The following is an 18873-nucleotide window of genomic DNA, read 5'->3' on the forward strand; positions in this document are numbered from 1 at the left end:
CGGACGGCTTTTTGACGTGGCGTTCGCTCAGGAGATCGAGCGGAACCGGCAGTCCCCGCGGGCTCGGCGGCTCCCGCGGGATCAGCGCAGACCGAGGAGGGCCGCCGGGGTCCCGACCAGGTCCGGGGCGGTCAGGCCCAGCTTGGGTGCGGTCAGGTTCGGGATGCCGTAGTTGCTGCCGTCCGGCATCGTCAGCGGGGCGCCGACGATCGCACCGGGGGTGCGGGCGAGCAGGTTGGTGGCCGGGGACTCCAGCGTGCCCTCGGCGTCCGTCTTCGGGTCGCCGAGCAGGTTGGGCACCGGCGCGCCGACCAGGGTGTCGCCGAGCTCGGTGCTGACCGGCAGCACCGGGAGGAGGGGGCTCGGGAGCAGGTCCCCCGAGTGGTAGCGGGGCGCCTCCGGGGCGCCGACGACGGGCATCGGCACCGCGGTGGCCACGCGCGGGGTGTCCACGCCCAGCGTGGTCTTCACGGCGTCCAGGGGGACACCCACCGGCACCGAGTCGGCGACGGCCGGGGTGGCCGCGCCGGCCGCGGCCATACAGGTCATGAGTGCCGCAATGCTTCCGCGCGCGGTCATCTTCATAGGTGACGTTCCGTCCTTCCAGGGTCGCGGACATTCCGCTGCCCTGGATGAACGATCCCGCCGGTGGTTTTCCCGGCGTTCTTCGGGAAAGTTCCCCCATACGACCTAATTCACGGCCGTACAGGGGCCTCACCTTTACGGCTCTGCCGGCCTGCCCCCGCTCACAACCGGGGGTCGACCGGCTCCGATTCGAGGGCGAGCACCGCGAAGACCGCCTCGTGCACACGCCACAGCGGCTCCTCGCCCGCCAGCCGGTCCAGGCCCTCCAGCCCGAGCGCGTACTCGCGCAGCGCGAGTACGCGCTCGTGCCCCGTGAACCGGTGGCGCAGCTTCTCCAGCTGCTCCGGACGCGTGTACTCCGGGCCGTAGACGATCCGCAGGTACTCGCGTCCGCGGACCTTGACCCCGGGCTGGACCAGCCTGCCCTTGCCGTCGCGGGCGTACGCCTGGAGCGGCTTGACGACCATGCCCTCGCCGCCCGCGGCCGTCAGCTCCAGCCACCAGTCGGTGCCCGCCCGTACGGAGTCCTCGTCGGCGGTGTCGACCAGGATCCGGCCCGTGCGGCGCAGCAGCCCCGTGCCGGCGGCCTCGTCCGCGGCGACGAGCCGGTCCAGCCAGAACAGCTGCTCGTCGTGGGGTACGGCGGCCAGCGCGCGCCCGGCCGCCGCCAGCAGCTGGAACGGCGCGAACCGGACGCCGTCCAGCCCGTCGGTGGTCCAGCAGTACCGCCGGTACGCCTCGGTGAACCGGCCTGCGTCGGCGGCCCGGTCCCGCTGGCGGGCGAGGAGGCCTCCGGTGTCGACGCCCCGCCCGGCGGCCGCGGCCAGGGCGCCGAGGGCGTCCGGGAAGACGGCGCGGGAGGCCGCGCCGACGGCCGCGTACTGGTTGCGCAGCAGACCGGCGGATTTCAGGGACCAGGGCAGCAGCTCACCGTCCAGCAGCAGCCAGTCGGTGTCCAGTTCCTCCCACAGGCCCGCGCCCGTGATGGCGCCCCGGATCCGGGTGAGGACCTCCTCGGTGACCTCGGGGTCCTGGAAGAAGGGCCGTCCGGTGCGGGTGTAGACGGAACCGGTCGGGCCCTCGACGCCGAAGCGCTCGCGGGCCGCATCGGCGTCCTTGCAGACGAGGACGGTGGCCCGGGAGCCCATGTGCTTCTCCTCGCACACGACCTGGGCGATGCCGTCCTTGCGGTACTGGGCGAACGCCTCGGCCGGGTGCTCCAGGTAGCCCTCCTCCTGCGAGGCGGCGGTCGGCGCCATGGTCGGCGGCAGGTACGGGACCAGCCTCGGGTCCACCGCGAAGCGGCTCATGACCTCCAGGGCCGCCGCCGCGTTCTCCTCGCGCACGGTGACGTTGCCCAGGTGCCGGGTCTCGACGATCCGGCGCCCGTGGACGTCGCCCAGGTCCAGCGGCCGCCCCTCGTGTCCGCCCGGCGCCTCGGCGGCGAGCGGCTTGACCGGCTCGTACCAGACCTTCTCCGCCGGTACGTCGACCAGTTCGCGCTCGGGCCAGCGCAGGGCGGTCATCTTCCCGCCGAAGACGGCGCCCGTGTCCAGGCAGATGGTGTTGTTGACCCAGGCCGTGTTCGGGACCGGGGTGTGGCCGTAGACCACGACCGCCTTGCCGCGGTACTCCTCGGCCCAGGGGTAGCGCACGGGCAGGCCGAACTCGTCGGTCTCGCCGGTGGTTTCCCCGTAGAGGGCGTGCGAGCGGACCCGGCCGGAGGTGCGCCCGTGGTACTTCTCGGGCAGGCCGGCGTGGCAGACGACCAGCTTGCCCCCGTCGAGCACGTAGTGGCTGACCAGGCCGCGGATGAACTCCCGCACCTCCTGGACGAACTCCTCCGGCTCGTGGCCGAGCTGCTCGATCGTCTCGGCGAGCCCGTGGGTCTGCTGGACCTTGGAGCCCTTGAGGTAACGGCCGAGCTTGTTCTCGTGGTTCCCGGGCACGCACAGGGCGTTGCCCGATCCGACCATCGCCATCACCCGGCGCAGGACGCCGGGGCTGTCCGGGCCGCGGTCGACGAGGTCGCCGACGAACACGGCGGTGCGGCCCTCGGGGTGGACGCCGTCCTCGTACCCGAGCGTGCCGAGCAGGGTCTCCAGCTCGGAGGAACAGCCGTGGATGTCACCGATGATGTCGAAGGGGCCGGTGAGGTGGGTGAGGTCGTTGAACCTCTTCTCCAGCACCACCTCGGCGGCCTCGGCCTCTTCCGGGGTGCGCAGCACGTGCACCTTGCGGAAGCCCTCGCGCTCCAGTCCGCGCAGCGAGCGGCGCAGGTCGCGCCGGTGCCTCTGGATGACGGCGCGGGGCAGCCCGGCCCGGTCGGGGCGGGCGGCGTTGCGCTCGGCGCAGACCTCCTCGGGCATGTCGAGGACGATGGCGATCGGCAGGACGTCGTGCTCGCGTGCGAGCTGCACCAGCCGGCGGCGGGCATCGGCCTGCACGCTGGTGGCGTCGACGACGGTCAGGCGGCCGGCCGCGAGGCGCTTGCCGGCGATGTAGTGCAGGACCTCGAAGGCGTCACGGCTCGCACTCTGATCGTTCTCGTCGTCGGCGACGAGACCCCGGCAGTAGTCGGAGGAGACGACCTCGGTGGGCTTGAAGTGCTTGCGGGCGAAAGTGGACTTCCCCGACCCGGTGGCCCCGATCAGGACGACGAGGGACAGGTCGGTGACGGGGAGTACGCGCGTGCCGTTGGTGGTCATGCGACCTCACCCTCCTTCCGGGTATCGGTGTCGATCCGAGTGAAGACGGCCATCTGGGTGGGCGGCCCCACCTCGGGGTCCTCGTCGCCGACGGGCACGAAGGCGACCTCGTACCCGTGGCGGCCGGCCACGGAGTCGGCCCAGCCCCGGAACTCCCCGCGGTTCCACTCGAAGCGGTGGTCGCCGTGCCGGACGTGCCCGGCGGGCAGGGTCTCCCAGCGGACGTTGTATTCGACGTTCGGGGTGGTGACGAGGACGGTGCGGGGGCGGGCCGCGCCGAACACCGCGTACTCCAGGGCGGGCAGCCGCGGCAGGTCCAGGTGCTCGACGACCTCGCTGAGCACGGCCGCGTCGTACCCGGCCAGCCTCTTGTCGGTGTAGACGAGCGAGCCCTGGAGCAACCGGACGCGGCTGCTCTGTTTCTCCCCCATCCGCTCCAGGCGCAGCCGCTTGGCGGCCGTGCCGAGGGCCCGCATGGACACGTCGACTCCGACGATCTCGGTGAAGGCCGGCTCCTTCAGGAGGGCCTGCACCAGCTGCCCCTGGCCGCAGCCGAGGTCGAGGACACGGGCGGCGCCGGCGGCGCGCAGCGCGCCGAGGATCGCCTCGCGCCGCTGCACGGCGAGCGGCACGGGCTTCTCCTGCGTGTCACGGTCCGCGTCCACGGCGTTGTCCAGCTCCTCGATCTCGCTGCCGTCCGCCTCGGCCAGCCGCAGCAGCTCCAACCGGTCCAGGGCGTCGCGGGTCAGCCCCTTGTGCCGGGCGAGATAGCGTGCGCTGATCAGAGCGTTCTCGGGGTGCGCGGCCAGCCAGCCGTCTCCGGCGCGCAGCAGCTTGTCGACCTCGTCGGGCGCGACCCAGTAGTGCTTGGAGTCGTCGAGCACGGGCAGCAGGACGTAGAGCTGGCGCAGCGCGTCGGCGAGCCGCAGCTCGCCCTCGAGCACGAGCCGTACGTACCGGGAGTCCCCCCACTCGGGGAACTGCTCGTCGAGAGGCACGGGTTCGGCCCGTACGAGGTCCCAGCCGAGCGGATCGAACAGCCGGTGCACGAGCTGCGCCCCGCCGCGCGCGGGCAGCGCCGGTATCTCGATCCGCAGCGGACGGGCCTGCTCCGGCAGCTCGGGGCGGGCGGTGCACCGGCCGCCCAGCGCGCTGCGGAAGACGGAACCGAGCGCGACGGCGAGCAGTGAGGAAGCGGCGTACGGGCGGTCGTTGACGTACTGCGCGAGCGCGGCGTCGGGCGCCCCGCCCCGGCCCTTGCCCTGCCCGCGCCGCACGAGCGCGACGGGGTCCACCTCCAGCAGCAGCGCCGCCGTGCACCGTTCGTCGGCGGCCTCGGGATAGAAGACGTGGGCGACGCCGTGGGAGGTGGAGAACGCCTGCACCTTCCCAGGGTGCTTGTGCAGCAGGAAACCCAGATCGGTGGCCGGGTGCTCCGCACTGCCAGTAGTGGAGATCGTCAGGAACATGCAGCTCAGCATGGATGCCGCCGTCGCCGGGGGCCACTGGATTTCCCCCCGCGGGCGACCGCCGCGGGCCCCGCGGATCCCGATTCGGGCAAGTGCCCGACGCACGTGGGCCCGGCGCTGTACGGTCCGCGGAACACGTCGTTCCCCGTGCCCCCGGCATCCCGGCAGCCCCAGGAGGGCCCCTCTCGTGTACCCGCCGCAGCCTTACCCACCCATGCCCTCGCCCGTGCGCCGCTGGTGGCAGCATCCCGCGCTGGTCATCACCCTGCTGGTCGTGATCCCGCCCGCGGGCATCGCGCTCGCCTGGGCCGGCCGGTGGGGGCAGGCCAAGAAGATCGTGGCGACCGTCCTGGCCGGCCTGTGGTTCCTCACGCCCTTCCTGGGCGACCCGCCGGAGAAGGCGGAGGCCGACGCGAAGCCGGCCGCCCTCGCGTCGGCCTCCCCGAGTGCGAGCCCCAGCCGGGCCGAGCCGCCCGCTCTCGTCGGCCGGAACCTCAAGGAGGCGAGAGCCGCAGCGCTCGCCGCGGGATTCCAGGTGCTCTCGCACGATGCCTCCGAGGGGAGCGCCGCCCAAGTGGCCGAGGCCGACTGGAAGGTGTGCTTCCAGAGCCTGGTCACCGAGAAGGCCGGCGCGATACCCGCGCTCGACTTCGGCGTGGTCCGCACCGGCGCCCCGTGCCCCGCGAAGGACGGGGATCCGATCCCCTATCCGAAGATGCCCAAGGTCGTCGGCCTGACCTTCGCCAAGGCGTCCGAGACGCTCGGGCCGATCGGCTTCGGGAGGATCGAGCCGCAGAGCGCGTTCACGGACGTCACCCTGCCGGCCGCCGTGGACGACTGGGCCGTCTGCTTCCAGGAGCCCGAAGAGGGCAAGGAGATCACCGCGCCCGGAACCACCACCGCCGCCCTGAAGCTCGCTTCCCCCGGCACCACTTGCCCGGGGGCGCCGAACACCCGGCTCCACCCCGAGCCGGTGCCGACGCACGATGACGACGACTCCGGCAGCTCCGCGTCGGGCGGCTCCTCCTCCGGAGGGTCCACGTCCGGGGGGTCCTCCTCGGGAGGGTCCTCCTCCGGGGGGTCTTCCTCCTCCGGCGGGTCCGACAGCGGCGGAGGAGGCGGGAACACCGTGACGCCGGGCGCCTTCTGCTCCCCGGCCGGGGCGACCGGCGTCAGTAAGAAGGGCACCTCCTACACCTGCAAGGGTCCCGGTCAGCCCCGCTGGCGCCAGTGACCGGTCGCACCCCGGGACATCCCGGCGGCCAGTTCGGCGATGCCCGCCGGGCCGATGCGGCAGCAGCCGCCGATCAGGCGGGCTCCCGCCGTGCGCCAGGCCTCGACGGGCCAGGGCGCGGGGTGGGACGGGGCGTGCCAGGTGGCGGTGGGGGCGTCCCAGACGGAACCGTCGTTGGGGTAGGCCAGCAGCGGCTTCGGCGTGACGGAGGCGGCCGCCTCCAGGGCGGGCAGGACGTCCGCCGGGTCGCAGCAGTTGACGCCGACCGCGATGACCTCCGGTGCCCCGGCCGCGAGGGCGAAGGCCTCGGAGAGCGGCCGTCCGGCGCGGGTGCGGGCGCCGGCCACCGTATAGCTCAGCCAGGCGGCCGCCCCCGTCCCGGCGAGGACGCCGAGCAGCGCTTCGGCCTCCTCCGCGTCCGGGATGGTCTCCAGCGCCAGGACGTCGGCGCCCGCCTCGAGCAGCGCCTCGATCCGCGGGCGGTGGAAGGCGGCCAGCTCGCGCACGCTCAGCCCGTACCGCCCGCGGTACTCGGAGCCGTCCGCGAGCACCGCCCCGTACGGGCCCACCGAGGCGGCGACCCAGACCTCGTGGTCGGCGGCCTCGGCCGCCCGGGCGGCCAGCGCGACGCTGCGGTGCAGCAGGGCGGTGGTCTCGGCCCGGTCGTGGCCGTGCGCGGCGAAGGCCTCGTACCCGACCTGGTAGCTGGAGGTGATCAGCACCTCGGCCCCGGCCCGCGCGTACGCCGCGTGGGCCGCTTCCACCTGGTCCGGCCGCTCGGCGAGCACCCGGCCCGACCAGAGCCCGCCGGACAGGTCGCAGCCCTGATCGGCGAGCTGGTTGCTCAGCCCGCCGTCGAGGACCACGACCCTGCGGGCCAGGGCTTCGGCGAGCGGGACGGACGCGCGGGGCACGGCTGTTCCGCCTCCCTCAGCCGAGCTGGGACAGCACCTGGGCCGAGATCAGCTCCAGGTGGTCCAGGTCGTCGAGGTCGAGCATCTGGAGGTAGACGCGGGAGCTGCCGACGGCCGCGTAGGCACCGATCTTCTCCACCACCTCGGCCGGGGAGCCGGCCAGGCCGTTGGCCTTGAGCTCGTCCACGTCCCGGCCGATGGCGGCGGCCCGGCGGGCGACCTCGGCGTCGTCCCGGCCGACGCACACCACCAGGGCGTTGGAGTAGACGAGGTCGTCGGCCCTCCGCCCGGCCTCCTCGGCGGCCCGGCGCACCCGGCCGAACTGCCGCTCGCTGTCCGCGATCGACGCGAACGGCATGTTGAACTCGTCCGCGTACCGCGCGGCCAGGCGCGGGGTGCGCTTCGCGCCGTGGCCGCCGATGAGGACGGGCACCTTGGCCTGGGCCGGCTTGGGCAGCGCCGGGGACTTCTCCACCCGGTAGTGGGTGCCGGTGTAGTCGAACGTGCCTCCGGGCTCGGTCGCCCACAGGCCGGTGACGATGGCCAGCTGCTCCTCCAGCCGGGCCATCCGCTCCGCCGGGAAGGGGATGCCGTACGCCTTGTGCTCCTCCTCGAACCAGCCCGCGCCCAGCCCCAGTTCGACCCGGCCGCCGGACATCTGGTCGACCTGGGCCACCTGGATGGCGAGCACGCCGGGCAGCCGGAACGTCCCGGCCGTCATGAGCGTGCCGAGCCGGATCCGCCGCGTCTCCCTGGCCAGGCCCGCGAGCGTGATCCAGGCGTCGGTGGGACCGGGCAGGCCGTCCGCCGACCCCATCTTCAGATAGTGGTCCGACCGGAAGAACGCGTCGAAGCCCAGGTCCTCGGTGGCCTTGGCGACGCTCAGGAGGGTGTCGTAGCTCGCGCCCTGCTGGGGCTCGGTGAAAATACGGAGATCCATGACTCCCATCCTGCCTCGCCCACCCCGGCAGGGTGAATCTGCGTCAACCGGACGGTCCACCCCGCGCCCGGCCAGTGACCAGCCCGGATGGGGCTCGTTGGCTCGGACGGAGCCGGACCGCCCGGCCCGCGCGCCGGCGGCCTTTCGCCGACGCGTCCGCCGCCCCCTTCCGCCTCGGAAGGGCCAGGGCCGAGGAGGCCGCCATGTCCCACGAGTCCGTGCCCGAGCACGTCGGACAGACCGGACAGGCAGCACACGACCATGCACGTCAGGAGCCCGCGGCGGCCGCCCGGGGCGGCGCGCCGAAGGGCCTGCTCCAGCAGATGGAAGAGCTGATGGCGGCGCTGAACGCCGACCTCTCGCAGCTCGACGCCGACCTCCAGTCCTCCACGGACCGCGACCCTGGCGCGCCGCTGACCCCGGGCAGCCGTACCCCCGACGGCGCGCGCCCGCCCTACCGGTCGTACTGACCGTGCCGGTCTGATGACCGTGCGGGTCCCGTCGCGCGCGGCGGGACCCCCGATTCCGCTCTCGCCGTTCTCCCGTCGGGCCACGTGGGCCGCGCTCGCCCGTCAGGCCACACCCGAGGCGGACCCCCGTTCGCGGACCGTCAGCCGGCGCAGGACTCCCCGGACCCGGTCACTCGATTCGTCGGCCGCGTCTATGGACTCTATGCACTGCCAGTACAGGCCTTCGTCGTCCGTGGCGCAGGCCACCCCGACCAGGGCTATCCCCACTTCGCCGAGCAGCGCCTGCAGTCCGAGCAGAGCCTGGCGGACATCCGCCACCTCGGTGAGCTGTGCGGCTCTCGGCGGATAGTCGGGCGCGCTGCCCTCTCCGCTCAGGGCCGCTCTGTCGAGCACCCCGCAACCTCTGCCCCCCGCTTCACCCAGTCCCCGTGCCTCCGATCTCAGCTCCGGCGGCCCCGTGACCGCCAGCCAGCTCCCGATCCCCTGTGCGAGCGCCTGGGCCTGCCAGGCCTCGCCCACGATGTCCATCGCCGCCCCGCTCTGTGCCAGCGCGTGCCGGCCGGCCGCGATGAGCCGTACCGCATCCATATGCCGTCCCCCGTCCGCACGACATCCGCCATCCTCACCACTACCCAGAGTGAGGGCAATGGGCCAGTAAAGCCAGGGGTATTCGGAAATCTGTGGACACAAACATGGTTGTGGACGACGCCATCACTCCGAAGAGTGACAATTCGATGTCGGAAGCCCCTTCACCGGGAAGCGGAGCTCGTTCCTCTCGATCTTCGCGGCGAGCGCATCGAGCACATCCACCCCGAGAACCTCACAGAATTGCAGCAGATACGCCAGTACGTCGGCCACCTCATCGGCCACGCGGTGCGCCGTTTCCGGCTTTCCCATGACCTCCGCCGACTGTTCCGGGGTCAGCCACTGGAAGATTTCGACCAGTTCGGACGCTTCCACGCTCAGCGCCACCGCCAGGTTCTTGGGCGTGTGGTACGGCTCCCATCCGCGCGCGGCGGCGAACTCGGCCAGCCTGCGCTGCAGTCGGTGCAGCCGCTCCTCCGGTCGGGGATCCTGCGGGCCCGGCTCGCCCCCGTGCTGTACGTCCTGCTCATCGCTCATGGGATCAGGTCTACCACCGTCACCCCCGGGGTCGCCCGGGCGACCCCGGCCGCCTCCTCCCCCACCGCCGCGAGCAGCCGGACGTGGCCGCGGCCACAGGACAGCAGGGCCAGCCGCAGCAGTTCGGCACTCTGCCGCCGGTCCAGATCGCGGTCGAAGCCGTCGGCGAGGACGGTCAGCGCCTGCCGGGCGGAGAGCAGCTCGGCGGCCGGGTCCATGGCGAGCACCCCCGGGCCGGTCAGCAGGACCAGCGCCAGCGCGAGGAAGCGGAGCTCGCCCGCGCCGAGCCGGCCCAGTTCCGTGGCGGGCCCGGCCCGGCCGCGGACCAGCACCGCCGTGACCGGGCCGTGCGCGGGAGCCCGTACGTCCAGACCCTCCACCGGGCCCGCGCATCCGGTGCGCGCCGCCGCGGCGAGCAGCGCGTGACGGGTGCCGCATTCGTGGCGGGTCCGGCGCAGGACGTCGGCCAGGTTGGCGCAGTCCCCGAGCAGCCTGCCCTCACCCTCCGGGACGGGTGCGCGCATCCGGTCGGGGCGCGGGTCGCAGGAGAACACCGAGCGCAGCGCCACCACCACCTGCTCGGCGGCCGCGAGGACCCGGCGCTGCCCGGCCGTCGAGCCGGCGACGCGCAGCGGGAGCAGGGCGGTGCCGAGCCGGTCGTCGGGGAGCGGGGCCCGGGTGACGCCGACGGCTCCGCCGGTCAGCCAGGAGGCCTGAACGGAGCGACGGCCGGGGTCGCGCAGGGCGGTGGCGAGCAGGATCTGCCCGTCGACCGCGAGCCGCTCCCCGACGATGCGGAGCGTGGGCTCGGCCTGTACGGCGAGGTCGAGGCGGACGGGCCCGGCGGGGCCGTCGACGGTGCAGCCGATGCGGAATCCGCGCCGCCCCTGGCCGTCGGGCAGGGCCCGGTCGGGGATCCGGCCCGCCGGATCGGGGAACGCCTCCTCGAGCGTGGCCCCGGCCCCGAGCCCGGCCAGGGCCTCGTAGGCGGCCAGGACCTGGGACTTGCCGCTGCCGCTGGGCCCGGCGAGGAAGGTCACGGGCCCCAGCGCGAAGACGGCGCCGCGGTGCGCCCCGAAGGCGGAAAGCCGCAATCCGGTGACGACGGGCCGGTGGTGCACGACGGCGGGCGGGATCGCGGCATCGGAAACGGCGGTGGATAACCCGGCGCGGCCAGGGGCCGTGGCCCCCGGCGCGCCCGAGCCCAAAGTGGCGTCCATGCGTCGGACGGTACGGGGCGCCGGGCCCCCGGTGGGTCCGGCGAACCGTTCCGCCCTCACGACCTTCCTACGATCGGGGGACGGCGGCGGCCGCGATCCCCTCGACCTCGGTCCCGACGGGGGCCAGCAGGAAGACGTTCCGGTCGACCCGGTGCATCCCGCTGCCCAGCCCGAAGACGACTCCGCTGCTGAAGTCGAGGATCCGCTTGGCCACTTCGCCGTCCGCGCCGGTGAGGTCGAGCAGCACCGGGATCTGTGCGATCAGGTACTCGGCCACCTCCCGGGCATCGGCGAAGACCTGGACCCGGATCACGACGAAGCGCCGCTGCTCCGCCGCGGACGCCCCCGGCGCCGTGGGGATCGTGCGGTGGTCCACCCGGGAGGGCCACTCGTTGCGACTGCGCAGGGGGACCACCTGCGCGAGCCCCTCCCACTGTTCGTCCGTGACGTCGTACCTGCTCACCGGGCCGCCTCGGCCGTGCGCTTCATGTGCATCCCCCCATCCTCTCGCGTTTCACCCGTTCAGCCCAACAACGACACGAGCGACGCGGGGTACTCCCGCAGAAGCGAATAGGTTAGGTTAGGCATACCTAAGTCACTCGCCCAGGACGATGGAGAGATCCCGCATGCGCATGCCCGGTGCTGCCCCCGCCACCCCGGCCGCCGGCCGGCCCACCGATGCCGAGCGGGTCCGGTCGATCCTGGCCGCCGCCCACTCCATGACCGTGGTCACGGACGGTCTCAGCAGCGAGGTCCGCCACCTGGACGGATCGGACCCGATGAGCCGGCTGCACCTGCACCCGTCCGAACCGGGCGGCGACGGGGAGCACCGGCCCTCGATCCGGCTGGAGTTCACCGACATCGCCCCGACCCCCGTACGCGACCGGGTCCGCGCCCGCGTCACGGTCACGGGCCGCCTGCTCACGCCCTACACGGACGAAGGCGCCGATTCCACCTGCATGGAATTCGGCCGGGCCGTCCTGGAGACCGACGGGGGACGCACCTGCGTCGGCCTCGAAGAGCTCGACGCGGCCTGCCCCGACCCCCTCGCCCCGTACGAGGCCGGCATGCTCACGCACTTCCTCGACGACCACGCCGAGCTCGTCACGCTCCTCCTGCGCCTGGTCCGGCCGCTGCCCGCCGCCGCCGTCGTCCGCGTGCTGCCGCTCGCCATGGACCGGTACGGGATCACCCTGCGGCTGGAGCTGCACCGCGGCCACCAGGACGTACGGCTGCCGTTCCCCTCGCCGCTCGACGACGTCGAGCAGTCCGGGGTCCAGATCCAGGCCCTGTTCAGCGCGGCCCGGCGGCGCTCGCACCGCAACAGCCTGCCCGCCTGAGCGGTCCGTACGGGAATAGGCCCGCCGGGGGCCCCGTTGGGGACGATCATGAAGGCAATCACGTACGACGCATACGGAACTTCCGGGAACCTCAAGCTCGTTGACGTACCGCAGCCCAAGGTCGGCCCCGGCGAGGTGCTGGTCCGGGTCAAGGCGGCCGGTGTCAACCCGGTCGACTGGAAGCTCGCCGCCGGATACCTCGACCCGATCCTCGAAGTGCGCCACCCCGTCATACCCGGCTGGGACGTGGCCGGAGTCGTCGAGGCCGTCGGCCCCGACACCTTCGACTTCGCCGTCGGCGACGAGGTCTACGGGTACGTCCGCAAGGAATGGGTCGAGCTCGGCACCTACGCCGAACTCGTCTCGGCCCCCGTGCGGACCCTGGCCCGCAAGCCCCGCTCCCTCGGCTTCGAGCAGGCCGCGGGCCTCCCGCTGGCCGGCCTCACCGCGTACCAGTCCCTCCGGCGCGTCGGCCTCAAGTCCGGCGAGACCGTGGTCATCCACTCCGCGGCCGGCGGCACCGGCTCCTTCGGCGTACAGATCGCCGTCGCGCTCGGCCTGCGCGTCATCGGCACGGCCGGCGCGCACAACCACGACTACCTGCGCTCGCTCGGCGCCGAGCCCGTCCTGTACGGGGAGGGCATGGCGGACCGGATCCGCGCACTGGCCCCCGAAGGGGTCGACGCGGGGCTGGACTTCTTCGGGGACGGCGCCGTCGAGATCCTCCAGTCGCTCGTCACCGAGCGCGGCCGGGTGGTCTCCATCGCCGATTACGAGGCCGCCGCCAAGGGCGCGCACCAGCTGTGGGTGCGCCCGGACACCGCCGACCTGACGTTCCTGGCGGAGCTCGCCGACACGGGCGGGCTCACGGTCAACGTGGAGCACGCGCTGCCGCTCGCCGAAGCCGCGAGGGCCTGGGAGCTCAGCGCGGCGGGCCGCACCCGGGGAAAGATCGTCCTGACCGTCTGAGGACGCGCGCGGGCCGCCGGAGCGCGGAGCTCCGGCGGCCCGCGGCGGGCGGGCCCGTCAGGCGACGGCCGGCGCGTACCGGTTCGCCGGGCGACCGAGGCCGTAGTTCTCGCGCAGGGTGGTCCCGGTGTACTCGGTGCGGAAGAGGCCCCGCCGCTGCAGGATCGGCACGACGTGGTCGACGAAGTCGGTGAGACCGGTCGGCAGTACGGGCGCCATGATGTTGAACCCGTCGGCGGCGCCCTGGGTGAACCACTCCTGCAGCTGGTCGGCGATCTGCTCGGGCGTGCCGGCGAAGACCCGGTGGCCGCGGCCGGCGCCGAGGCGGGCGATCAGGTCGCGCAGGCTGAGGCCGTCGCGGCGGGCCAGTTCGGCGACGAGCGTGAAGCGGCTCTTGTTGCCGTTGATGTCCCGCTCCTCGGGGAGCTCGGGCAGCGGGCCGTCGAGGGGCAGGCCGGTCAGGTCGGTGCCGAGCATGCCGGAGAGCTGGGCGAGCCCGTACTCCGGCACCTGGAGATCGGTGAGCTGCTGCTCCAGGGCCTTGGCCTCGGCCTCGGTGGAGCCGATGACGGGGGCGATGCCGGGCAGGACGAGCAGGTCGGACTCGGTCCGTCCGTACTTCGCGAGGCGCGACTTGAGGTCCTTGTAGAAGGTCTGCCCGTCGGCGAGGGTCTGCTGGGCGGTGAAGACGGCCTCGGCGTATTGCGCGGCGAACTCCTTGCCGTCCTCCGAGGAGCCGGCCTGGACGAGCAGCGGGTGGCCCTGCGGGGAGCGGGGCACGTTGAGCGGGCCGGCGACGCCGAAGTACGTACCGCGGTGGGCGGCGGGGTGGAGCTTGTCGGTGTCGGCGTAGATGCCGCGCTCCTTGTCGAGGACGATCGCGTCGTCCTCCCAGCTGTCCCAGAGCTTGGTGGCGACGTCGAGGAACTCACGGGCGCGGTCGTAGCGGAGGCCGTGTTCGAGGTGCTCGTCCTGGCCGAAGTTGCGGGCCTCGTCGACGGTGCCGGAGGTGACGATGTTCCATCCGGCCCGGCCGTTGCTGATGTGGTCGAGGGAGGCGAACTTGCGGGCGAGGTGGAACGGCTCGTTGAAGGTGGTCGAGACGGTGGCGATGAGTCCGATGTGCTCGGTGACGGCGGCGATGGCCGAGAGCAGGGTGAGCGGCTCGAACCCGCCGAGGGCGTTGTAGCGGGCCTTGCCCCAGAGGGCGAGTCCGTCGGCGAAGAAGATCGAGTCGAGCCGCCCGCGCTCGGCGGTCCGCGCCAGGTCCTGGAAGTACCGCAGGTCGGTGACCCGTTCGGGGCTGCTGTCGGGGTGCCGCCAGGCGGCGTCGTGGTGCCCGGCGTTCATGAGGAAGGCGTTGAGGTGCAGGGTCCGGGGTGCGGTCATGGTGGTGTTCCTCGGGATGGAAGAGACGGGTGTCAGGCGGGGACGCGCCAGAGGCTGAGGCGGCGTTCGACGGTGACGAGGAGCTGGTTGAACGCCACGCCGATGGCCGAGATGGTGACGATGCCCGCGTACATCTCCGGGATCGCGAAGTTGAACTGCGAGGCGTTGATCAGAAAGCCGAGCCCCGCCTTGGCGCCGATCATCTCGGCGGCCACGAGGACCAGGATCGAGACGGCCCCGGCCAGCCGGATGCCCGTGAAGACGGCCGGTACGGAGGCCGGCAGGATCACCTTCTGGAACAGCCTCGGCGTCGAGAGGTCCATGGAACGGGCCAGTCTGACCAGGGTCGGATCGGCGTTGCCGACGGCACTGATGGTGTTCAGCAGGATCGGCCAGACGCAGGCGTAGACGACGATCGAGACCTTCGAGGTCTCCCCGATGCCGAGCAGCAGGACGAACACCGGCAGCAGGGCGAGCGCCGCGGTGTTGCGGAACACCTCCAGCAGCGGGCCGAGCAGCACCGCGACGGGCCGGTACCAGCCGATGAGCAGGCCGAGCGGGACCGCGACGACGACGGCGATGCCGAAGCCGCCGAACGAGCGGACCAGGCTGGCCTGCGTGTGCTCGGCGAGCTGGCCGTTGCCCGCCAGTTCCCACCAGGCTGCGGCGACCTCGCTGACCGGCGGGAGGAAGGTGGAGTCCACCAGTCCGAGCCGGGGCGCCGCCTCCCAGAGCGCGAGCAGGGCGAGGATCGCCGCCGAGCGCAGGGCCGCCGCGCGCAGCCAGTGGGCGGCGGCGCGCAGCCGGCGGCCGACGGCGCCCGGGGCGTGCGGGGCGTGCGGGGCGTGCGGGGCGTCCGCAGCCTCGGCCGCCCCGGGTTCGCGTACCGGTGCCGGTTCGGGTACGGGCGCGGATTCCCGTGCCGGGGCCGGTTCCCCCGCCGGCTCGGGCGTACGGGTGGTGCGCACCCCGCTCCCGGGGGCCGTCTCGGGCCCGGTGGTCTTCGTATCGGCTGCGGTGCTCATACGGTGGCCTCCTCCTTCTCCAGTTGCTGGGCGCGGGCCACCTCGTCGTGGAGCAGGGTCCAGATCTCGTGGCGGTAGCGGGCGAATTCCGGGCTGGAGCGCAGCTCCTCCCCGCCGGCGCCGGTGGCCCGGTCGCCGAAGGAGACGGGGACGGCCTCCTTGATCCGGCCGGGGCGGGAGGTCATCACGGCCACCCGCTGCCCGAGGTACACGGCCTCCTCGATCCCGTGCGTGATGAACACGACGGTCTTGCCCGTGCGCTGCCAGATGCGGCGCAGCTCGTCCTGGAGGGATTCGCGGGTCTGCGCGTCGAGCGCGGCGAACGGCTCGTCCATCAGCAGGACGTCCGGGTCGTAGGCGAGCGAGCGGGCGATGGCCACGCGCTGGCGCATGCCCCCGGACAGCTCGTGCGGGTGGCGGTCCTCGAAGCCGGTGAGGCCGACCAGGTCCAGGAACTCCCGGGCCCGTTCCGTGCGTTCACGGCGGGGTACGCCCGTCGCCTCCAGTCCGAACTCGATGTTGCCGAGGGCGGTGCGCCAGGGCAGCAGGGCGTACTGCTGGAAGACGATGCCCCGGTCCAGGCCCGGCCCGGTGACCGGCTCGCCGTCGAGCAGGATCCGGCCGGAGGTGGGGCGGGTCAGTCCGCCCAGCAGGTCCAGGAGGGTGGACTTGCCGCAGCCGCTGGGGCCGACGACCACCACGAACTCCCCTGCCCCGATCTCCAGGTCGACGCCGTCGAGCGCGGTGAAGCTGCCGCCGTCCCCCCGTGCCTTCCTCCCCTTGGCCTGCTTCCTCGGGAAGGTCTTCGTCACGGACTCGAACACGATCTTCGCCATGGTGCTCAGCCCTTCCCCTGGTCGTTGAACTCGTTCGTGTACAGGTCCGAGGGCTTCAGCTGGCCCTTCTTGATCTCGCCGCGCTCACCGAGCCAGTCGATCCACAGCTGGAACTCCTTGTCGGCGATCCGGCCGCCGGTCTCGGCCACCCCGAACGAGCGCCAGTACTGGAGGGTGGAGGTGTCCTCGTTGCGGCCGCGCTTCTTGACGATCTCGGTCATCCGGGCGATGACCTCCTCGCGCGGGGTGGTGCGGGACCACTCGATGGCCTTGGCGACGCCCGTCGTGAAGGTCCTCACGGTGTCGGGGTTCTCCTTGATGAACCGCCGCGTCATCACGTACGAACCGGCGCTGAAGGCACCGAGCAGCTCGAAGTCCTTGAACAGCGGGCGTATGCCGCCGGCGGCGAGGGCCTTGTCCCGCAGGACGCCGCTGAGCACCCCGACCTCGATCTGCTTCTGGCGCAGGGCCTGCTCGGTGTTGACGGGCGGGACCACGAGGGACTCGACCTTCGCGGCCTCGGCCTTGGAGAGGCCGTTGCGCTCCAGGTAGATGTCCAGCAGCGCCTGGGCGTGGGCGCCCAGGGTGTTCATGCCGACCTTCTTGCCGATCAGGTCGCGGGGCGAGCGGATCGGGCTGTCCTCCAGGACGTAGTAGCCGAGGTAGGTGTCCTTGTCGGAGCCGTAGTAGGAGATGACGGACTGGATCTGGGCCTTGCTCGCGGCGAGTTTGACGATCGCGCCGTTGAAGGCTCCGCCGAAGTGGGTCTGGCCGGTGGCCGCGGACTGGATGTCCTGGGGGCCGCTGATGGTGTTGCCGACCCAGTCGAGGGTCAGGCCGCCCAGGTAGCCGAGGTCCGCGGCCAGCTCGGGGAGCAGGACGGCGCCGACGGCGCCCTGGTACTTCAGGGACGTGACCTGCTTGCCGGATCCGCCGGAGGCGGTGGCCGTGCCGCAGCTCACCGCCGCCGCCGAGATGCCGAGCAGGGTGAGGAACTGGCGTCGGGAAGTGCGGGTGGAGACGAGAGCTGCGGGCATTGGGGTTCCTTGTCCGAAATCTGGGGTTTCTGGACCGCTACGGGGCGGTCGTCACGAAAGCGGCGGCCGAGGCTCCGGCGCTCAGCGCCTCGGCGAACTCGTCGACGGCCTGGAAGAGGTCCAGCTCCGCCTCGGGCCGCAGCCGGCCGGGACCGGTACCGCGCCCCACGGAGGAGTCCAGGACGAACCGGCCGGCGGTGACGTGCCGGGCTCCGAGCGCGGCGAGCACCGGACGCAGGGCGTAGTCGAGGGTCAGTACGTGGGCGAGGCTGCCGCCGGTGGCGATCGGCAGGACCGTCTTGCCGGCCAGCCCGTCCTGCGGCAGCAGGTCGAGGAAGGCCTTGAGGAGACCGGTGTACGAGGCCTTGTAGACCGGGGTCGCGACGATGACCCCGTCGGCGGCCGCGACGGCTTCGAGGGCCCGGCGGATCTCGGGCTCACCGCGGCGTGCGGCGAGGAGGTCGGCGGCGGGGAGCTCCCGTACGGCGAGGTGGGCGGTGTCGAACCCGGCGTGGGCGAGCCGGCGCAGCACGTGGTCGGCGACGACGGCGGTACGGGAATGCGGGGAGGGGCTGCCGGTGAGGGCGAGCAGGCTGGGCACGATGCCTCCTGGGATGTCGTACGGGCGGTACGGGCGGGGCGCGTCAGGCGGCGGCGGACGCGCCCGACGGGATGCCGAAGGACGGGTCGGGGACGGTCTCCGGGCTGATCAGGCGGGACGGGACCCCGTCCGGGCCGACGGGCACGTCGCCGTCGACCGTCACGCGGCGCAGGGTGCGCTCGTGGTCGTCCGAGTCGTCGACGCCGTAGTGCTGGGTGGCCCGGTTGTCCCAGATCGCGACGTCGCCGGCCCGCCACTGCCAGCGGACGGTGTTCTCGGGGCGCTCGATGTGCGACTGGAAGAGGTCGACCAGTGCACGGGAGTCCTGACCGGTCAGTCCGTCGATCCGCTGGACGAAGTTCCCGAGGAGCAGGGTGCGTTCGCCGGTCTCGGGGTGGACGCGGACGACGGGGTGCTCGGTGCGGAACTTCGTGGACGTGAACACCTCGCGGTACTGGGCGAGGGCCTCGGGGAGCGCGTCGGGCTTGAGGGCCGCGTAGTCGTACTCGTTGGTGTGGACGGCGCGCAGGCCGTCGGCGAGGACGCGGAGCGGCTCGGGGAGGTGGGCGTACGCGGTGGCGGTGTTGGCCCAGAGGGTGTCGCCGCCGTACGGGGGGATGGTGACGGCGCGCAGGATGGAGAAGGCGGGGTAGGCGGGCACGAAGGTGACGTCGGTGTGCCACTGGTTGGCGCGGGCGCCGTGGTGGGAGTCGATGCCGAGGGCGTAGCGGCCGTCGGCGGAGGGCACCGTGGGGTGGGCGACGGGGGTGCCGAGCAGCTGGGCGAAGGCTTCGTGGCCGGCCTCGTCGAGGTGGTCCTGGTCGCGGAAGAAGACGACCTTGTGGGCGAGGAGGGCGGCCCGGACCTCGGCCACGACCTCCTGCGCAAGCTCACCCCCGAGCCGCACGCCCCCGATCTCGGCGCCGATGCGGCCGCCGATCCGGGTGACGGTGAGCTGGGTGCGGGTGGCGGTGCTCATGGGGACTCCTCAGGGTGGTTTCGGACGGCGCGGGG

19 protein-coding genes are annotated in these 18873 nt (G+C 72.9%); 4 read left to right on the forward strand and 15 right to left on the reverse strand.

The window, feature by feature from the left end; genetic code table 11:
* Positions 1 to 81 precede the first annotated feature (81 nt).
* The 3 genes from ACFY1T_RS20595 to ACFY1T_RS20605 form a co-directional block, all read right to left on the reverse strand.
* Positions 82 to 549: a hypothetical protein gene (locus ACFY1T_RS20595; RefSeq protein WP_234435635.1), complete on the reverse strand. Its 468-nt coding sequence runs from the start codon at positions 547 to 549 to the stop codon at positions 82 to 84.
* Between the two features lie 197 nt (positions 550 to 746).
* Entirely contained in the window at positions 747 to 3293 is a 2547-nt protein-coding gene (locus ACFY1T_RS20600; protein WP_390789387.1) for a polynucleotide kinase-phosphatase, read from the reverse strand.
* The gene (locus tag ACFY1T_RS20605; RefSeq protein ID WP_390789388.1) at positions 3290 to 4762 is read right to left on the reverse strand and encodes a 3' terminal RNA ribose 2'-O-methyltransferase Hen1; all 1473 of its coding nucleotides are present in this window, start codon (positions 4760 to 4762) and stop codon (positions 3290 to 3292) included. Before ACFY1T_RS20605 ends, ACFY1T_RS20600 begins: the two co-directional genes overlap by 4 nt.
* A 214-nt stretch (positions 4763 to 4976) precedes the next feature.
* On the opposite strand from ACFY1T_RS20605, the gene ACFY1T_RS20610 reads away from it, so the two are divergent.
* Entirely contained in the window at positions 4977 to 5996 is a 1020-nt protein-coding gene (locus ACFY1T_RS20610; RefSeq protein WP_390789389.1) for a hypothetical protein, read from the forward strand.
* On the opposite strand, the gene mmuM is transcribed toward ACFY1T_RS20610, so the two are convergent.
* Both mmuM and ACFY1T_RS20620 read right to left on the reverse strand, forming a co-directional pair.
* Positions 5975 to 6910: a homocysteine S-methyltransferase gene (gene mmuM, locus ACFY1T_RS20615; RefSeq protein WP_390789390.1), complete on the reverse strand. Its 936-nt coding sequence runs from the start codon at positions 6908 to 6910 to the stop codon at positions 5975 to 5977. The two genes, ACFY1T_RS20610 and mmuM, sit on opposite strands and share 22 nt — an antisense overlap.
* A 16-nt stretch (positions 6911 to 6926) precedes the next feature.
* Positions 6927 to 7850: an LLM class F420-dependent oxidoreductase gene (locus ACFY1T_RS20620; protein WP_390789391.1), complete on the reverse strand. Its 924-nt coding sequence runs from the start codon at positions 7848 to 7850 to the stop codon at positions 6927 to 6929.
* Between the two features lie 203 nt (positions 7851 to 8053).
* On the opposite strand from ACFY1T_RS20620, the gene ACFY1T_RS20625 reads away from it, so the two are divergent.
* Complete coding sequence (locus ACFY1T_RS20625; RefSeq protein WP_390789392.1) at positions 8054 to 8320, forward strand: hypothetical protein; 267 nt, start codon at positions 8054 to 8056, stop codon at positions 8318 to 8320.
* Between the two features lie 102 nt (positions 8321 to 8422).
* On the opposite strand, the gene ACFY1T_RS20630 is transcribed toward ACFY1T_RS20625, so the two are convergent.
* From ACFY1T_RS20630 to ACFY1T_RS20645, 4 genes are all read right to left on the reverse strand, one after another.
* On the reverse strand, positions 8423 to 8908 hold the full coding sequence (locus tag ACFY1T_RS20630) for a DUF6099 family protein (RefSeq protein ID WP_390789393.1): 486 nt from the start codon (positions 8906 to 8908) through the stop codon (positions 8423 to 8425).
* Between the two features lie 123 nt (positions 8909 to 9031).
* Positions 9032 to 9442, reverse strand: a complete 411-nt coding sequence (locus ACFY1T_RS20635) for a nucleotide pyrophosphohydrolase (RefSeq protein WP_390789394.1) — start codon at positions 9440 to 9442, stop codon at positions 9032 to 9034.
* Complete coding sequence (locus ACFY1T_RS20640) at positions 9439 to 10662, reverse strand: ATP-binding protein (protein ID WP_390789395.1); 1224 nt, start codon at positions 10660 to 10662, stop codon at positions 9439 to 9441. The genes ACFY1T_RS20635 and ACFY1T_RS20640 overlap by 4 nt, the downstream gene beginning before the upstream one ends.
* Before the next feature lie 67 nt (positions 10663 to 10729).
* Positions 10730 to 11125, reverse strand: coding sequence for a cell division protein SepF (locus tag ACFY1T_RS20645; RefSeq protein WP_030154409.1), 396 nt, complete (start codon positions 11123 to 11125; stop codon positions 10730 to 10732).
* Between the two features lie 163 nt (positions 11126 to 11288).
* On the opposite strand from ACFY1T_RS20645, the gene ACFY1T_RS20650 reads away from it, so the two are divergent.
* Positions 11289 to 12002 (forward strand): DUF2470 domain-containing protein, encoded by a 714-nt coding sequence (locus ACFY1T_RS20650; RefSeq protein WP_390789396.1) that lies wholly within the window; start codon positions 11289 to 11291, stop codon positions 12000 to 12002.
* A 48-nt stretch (positions 12003 to 12050) separates the two neighbouring features.
* A complete protein-coding gene (locus ACFY1T_RS20655) occupies positions 12051 to 12971 on the forward strand; it encodes an NADP-dependent oxidoreductase (RefSeq protein ID WP_390789397.1) in 921 nt (306 codons plus the stop codon).
* A 57-nt stretch (positions 12972 to 13028) separates the two neighbouring features.
* On the opposite strand, the gene ACFY1T_RS20660 is transcribed toward ACFY1T_RS20655, so the two are convergent.
* The 6 genes from ACFY1T_RS20660 to ACFY1T_RS20685 are packed head-to-tail and all read right to left on the reverse strand — an operon-like array spanning position 13029 to position 18838.
* Complete coding sequence (locus ACFY1T_RS20660; protein ID WP_030868869.1) at positions 13029 to 14360, reverse strand: LLM class flavin-dependent oxidoreductase; 1332 nt, start codon at positions 14358 to 14360, stop codon at positions 13029 to 13031.
* A gap of 32 nt (positions 14361 to 14392) precedes the next feature.
* A complete protein-coding gene (locus ACFY1T_RS20665) occupies positions 14393 to 15385 on the reverse strand; it encodes an ABC transporter permease subunit (RefSeq protein WP_390789398.1) in 993 nt (330 codons plus the stop codon).
* Positions 15382 to 16221 (reverse strand): ABC transporter ATP-binding protein, encoded by an 840-nt coding sequence (locus tag ACFY1T_RS20670; RefSeq protein WP_384705780.1) that lies wholly within the window; start codon positions 16219 to 16221, stop codon positions 15382 to 15384. Before ACFY1T_RS20670 ends, ACFY1T_RS20665 begins: the two co-directional genes overlap by 4 nt.
* Positions 16222 to 16226: 5 nt before the next feature.
* Entirely contained in the window at positions 16227 to 17258 is a 1032-nt protein-coding gene (locus ACFY1T_RS20675) for an ABC transporter substrate-binding protein (RefSeq protein ID WP_390789399.1), read from the reverse strand.
* 37 nt (positions 17259 to 17295) lie between these two features.
* On the reverse strand, positions 17296 to 17859 hold the full coding sequence (gene ssuE / locus ACFY1T_RS20680; RefSeq protein ID WP_390789400.1) for an NADPH-dependent FMN reductase: 564 nt from the start codon (positions 17857 to 17859) through the stop codon (positions 17296 to 17298).
* Between the two features lie 43 nt (positions 17860 to 17902).
* Positions 17903 to 18838, reverse strand: a complete 936-nt coding sequence (locus tag ACFY1T_RS20685) for a TauD/TfdA dioxygenase family protein (protein WP_390789401.1) — start codon at positions 18836 to 18838, stop codon at positions 17903 to 17905.
* Positions 18839 to 18873: the final 35 nt, after the last annotated feature.

It is taken from the genome of Streptomyces sp. NPDC001194 (assembly GCF_042896985.1).
Lineage (GTDB): Bacteria > Actinomycetota > Actinomycetes > Streptomycetales > Streptomycetaceae > Streptomyces.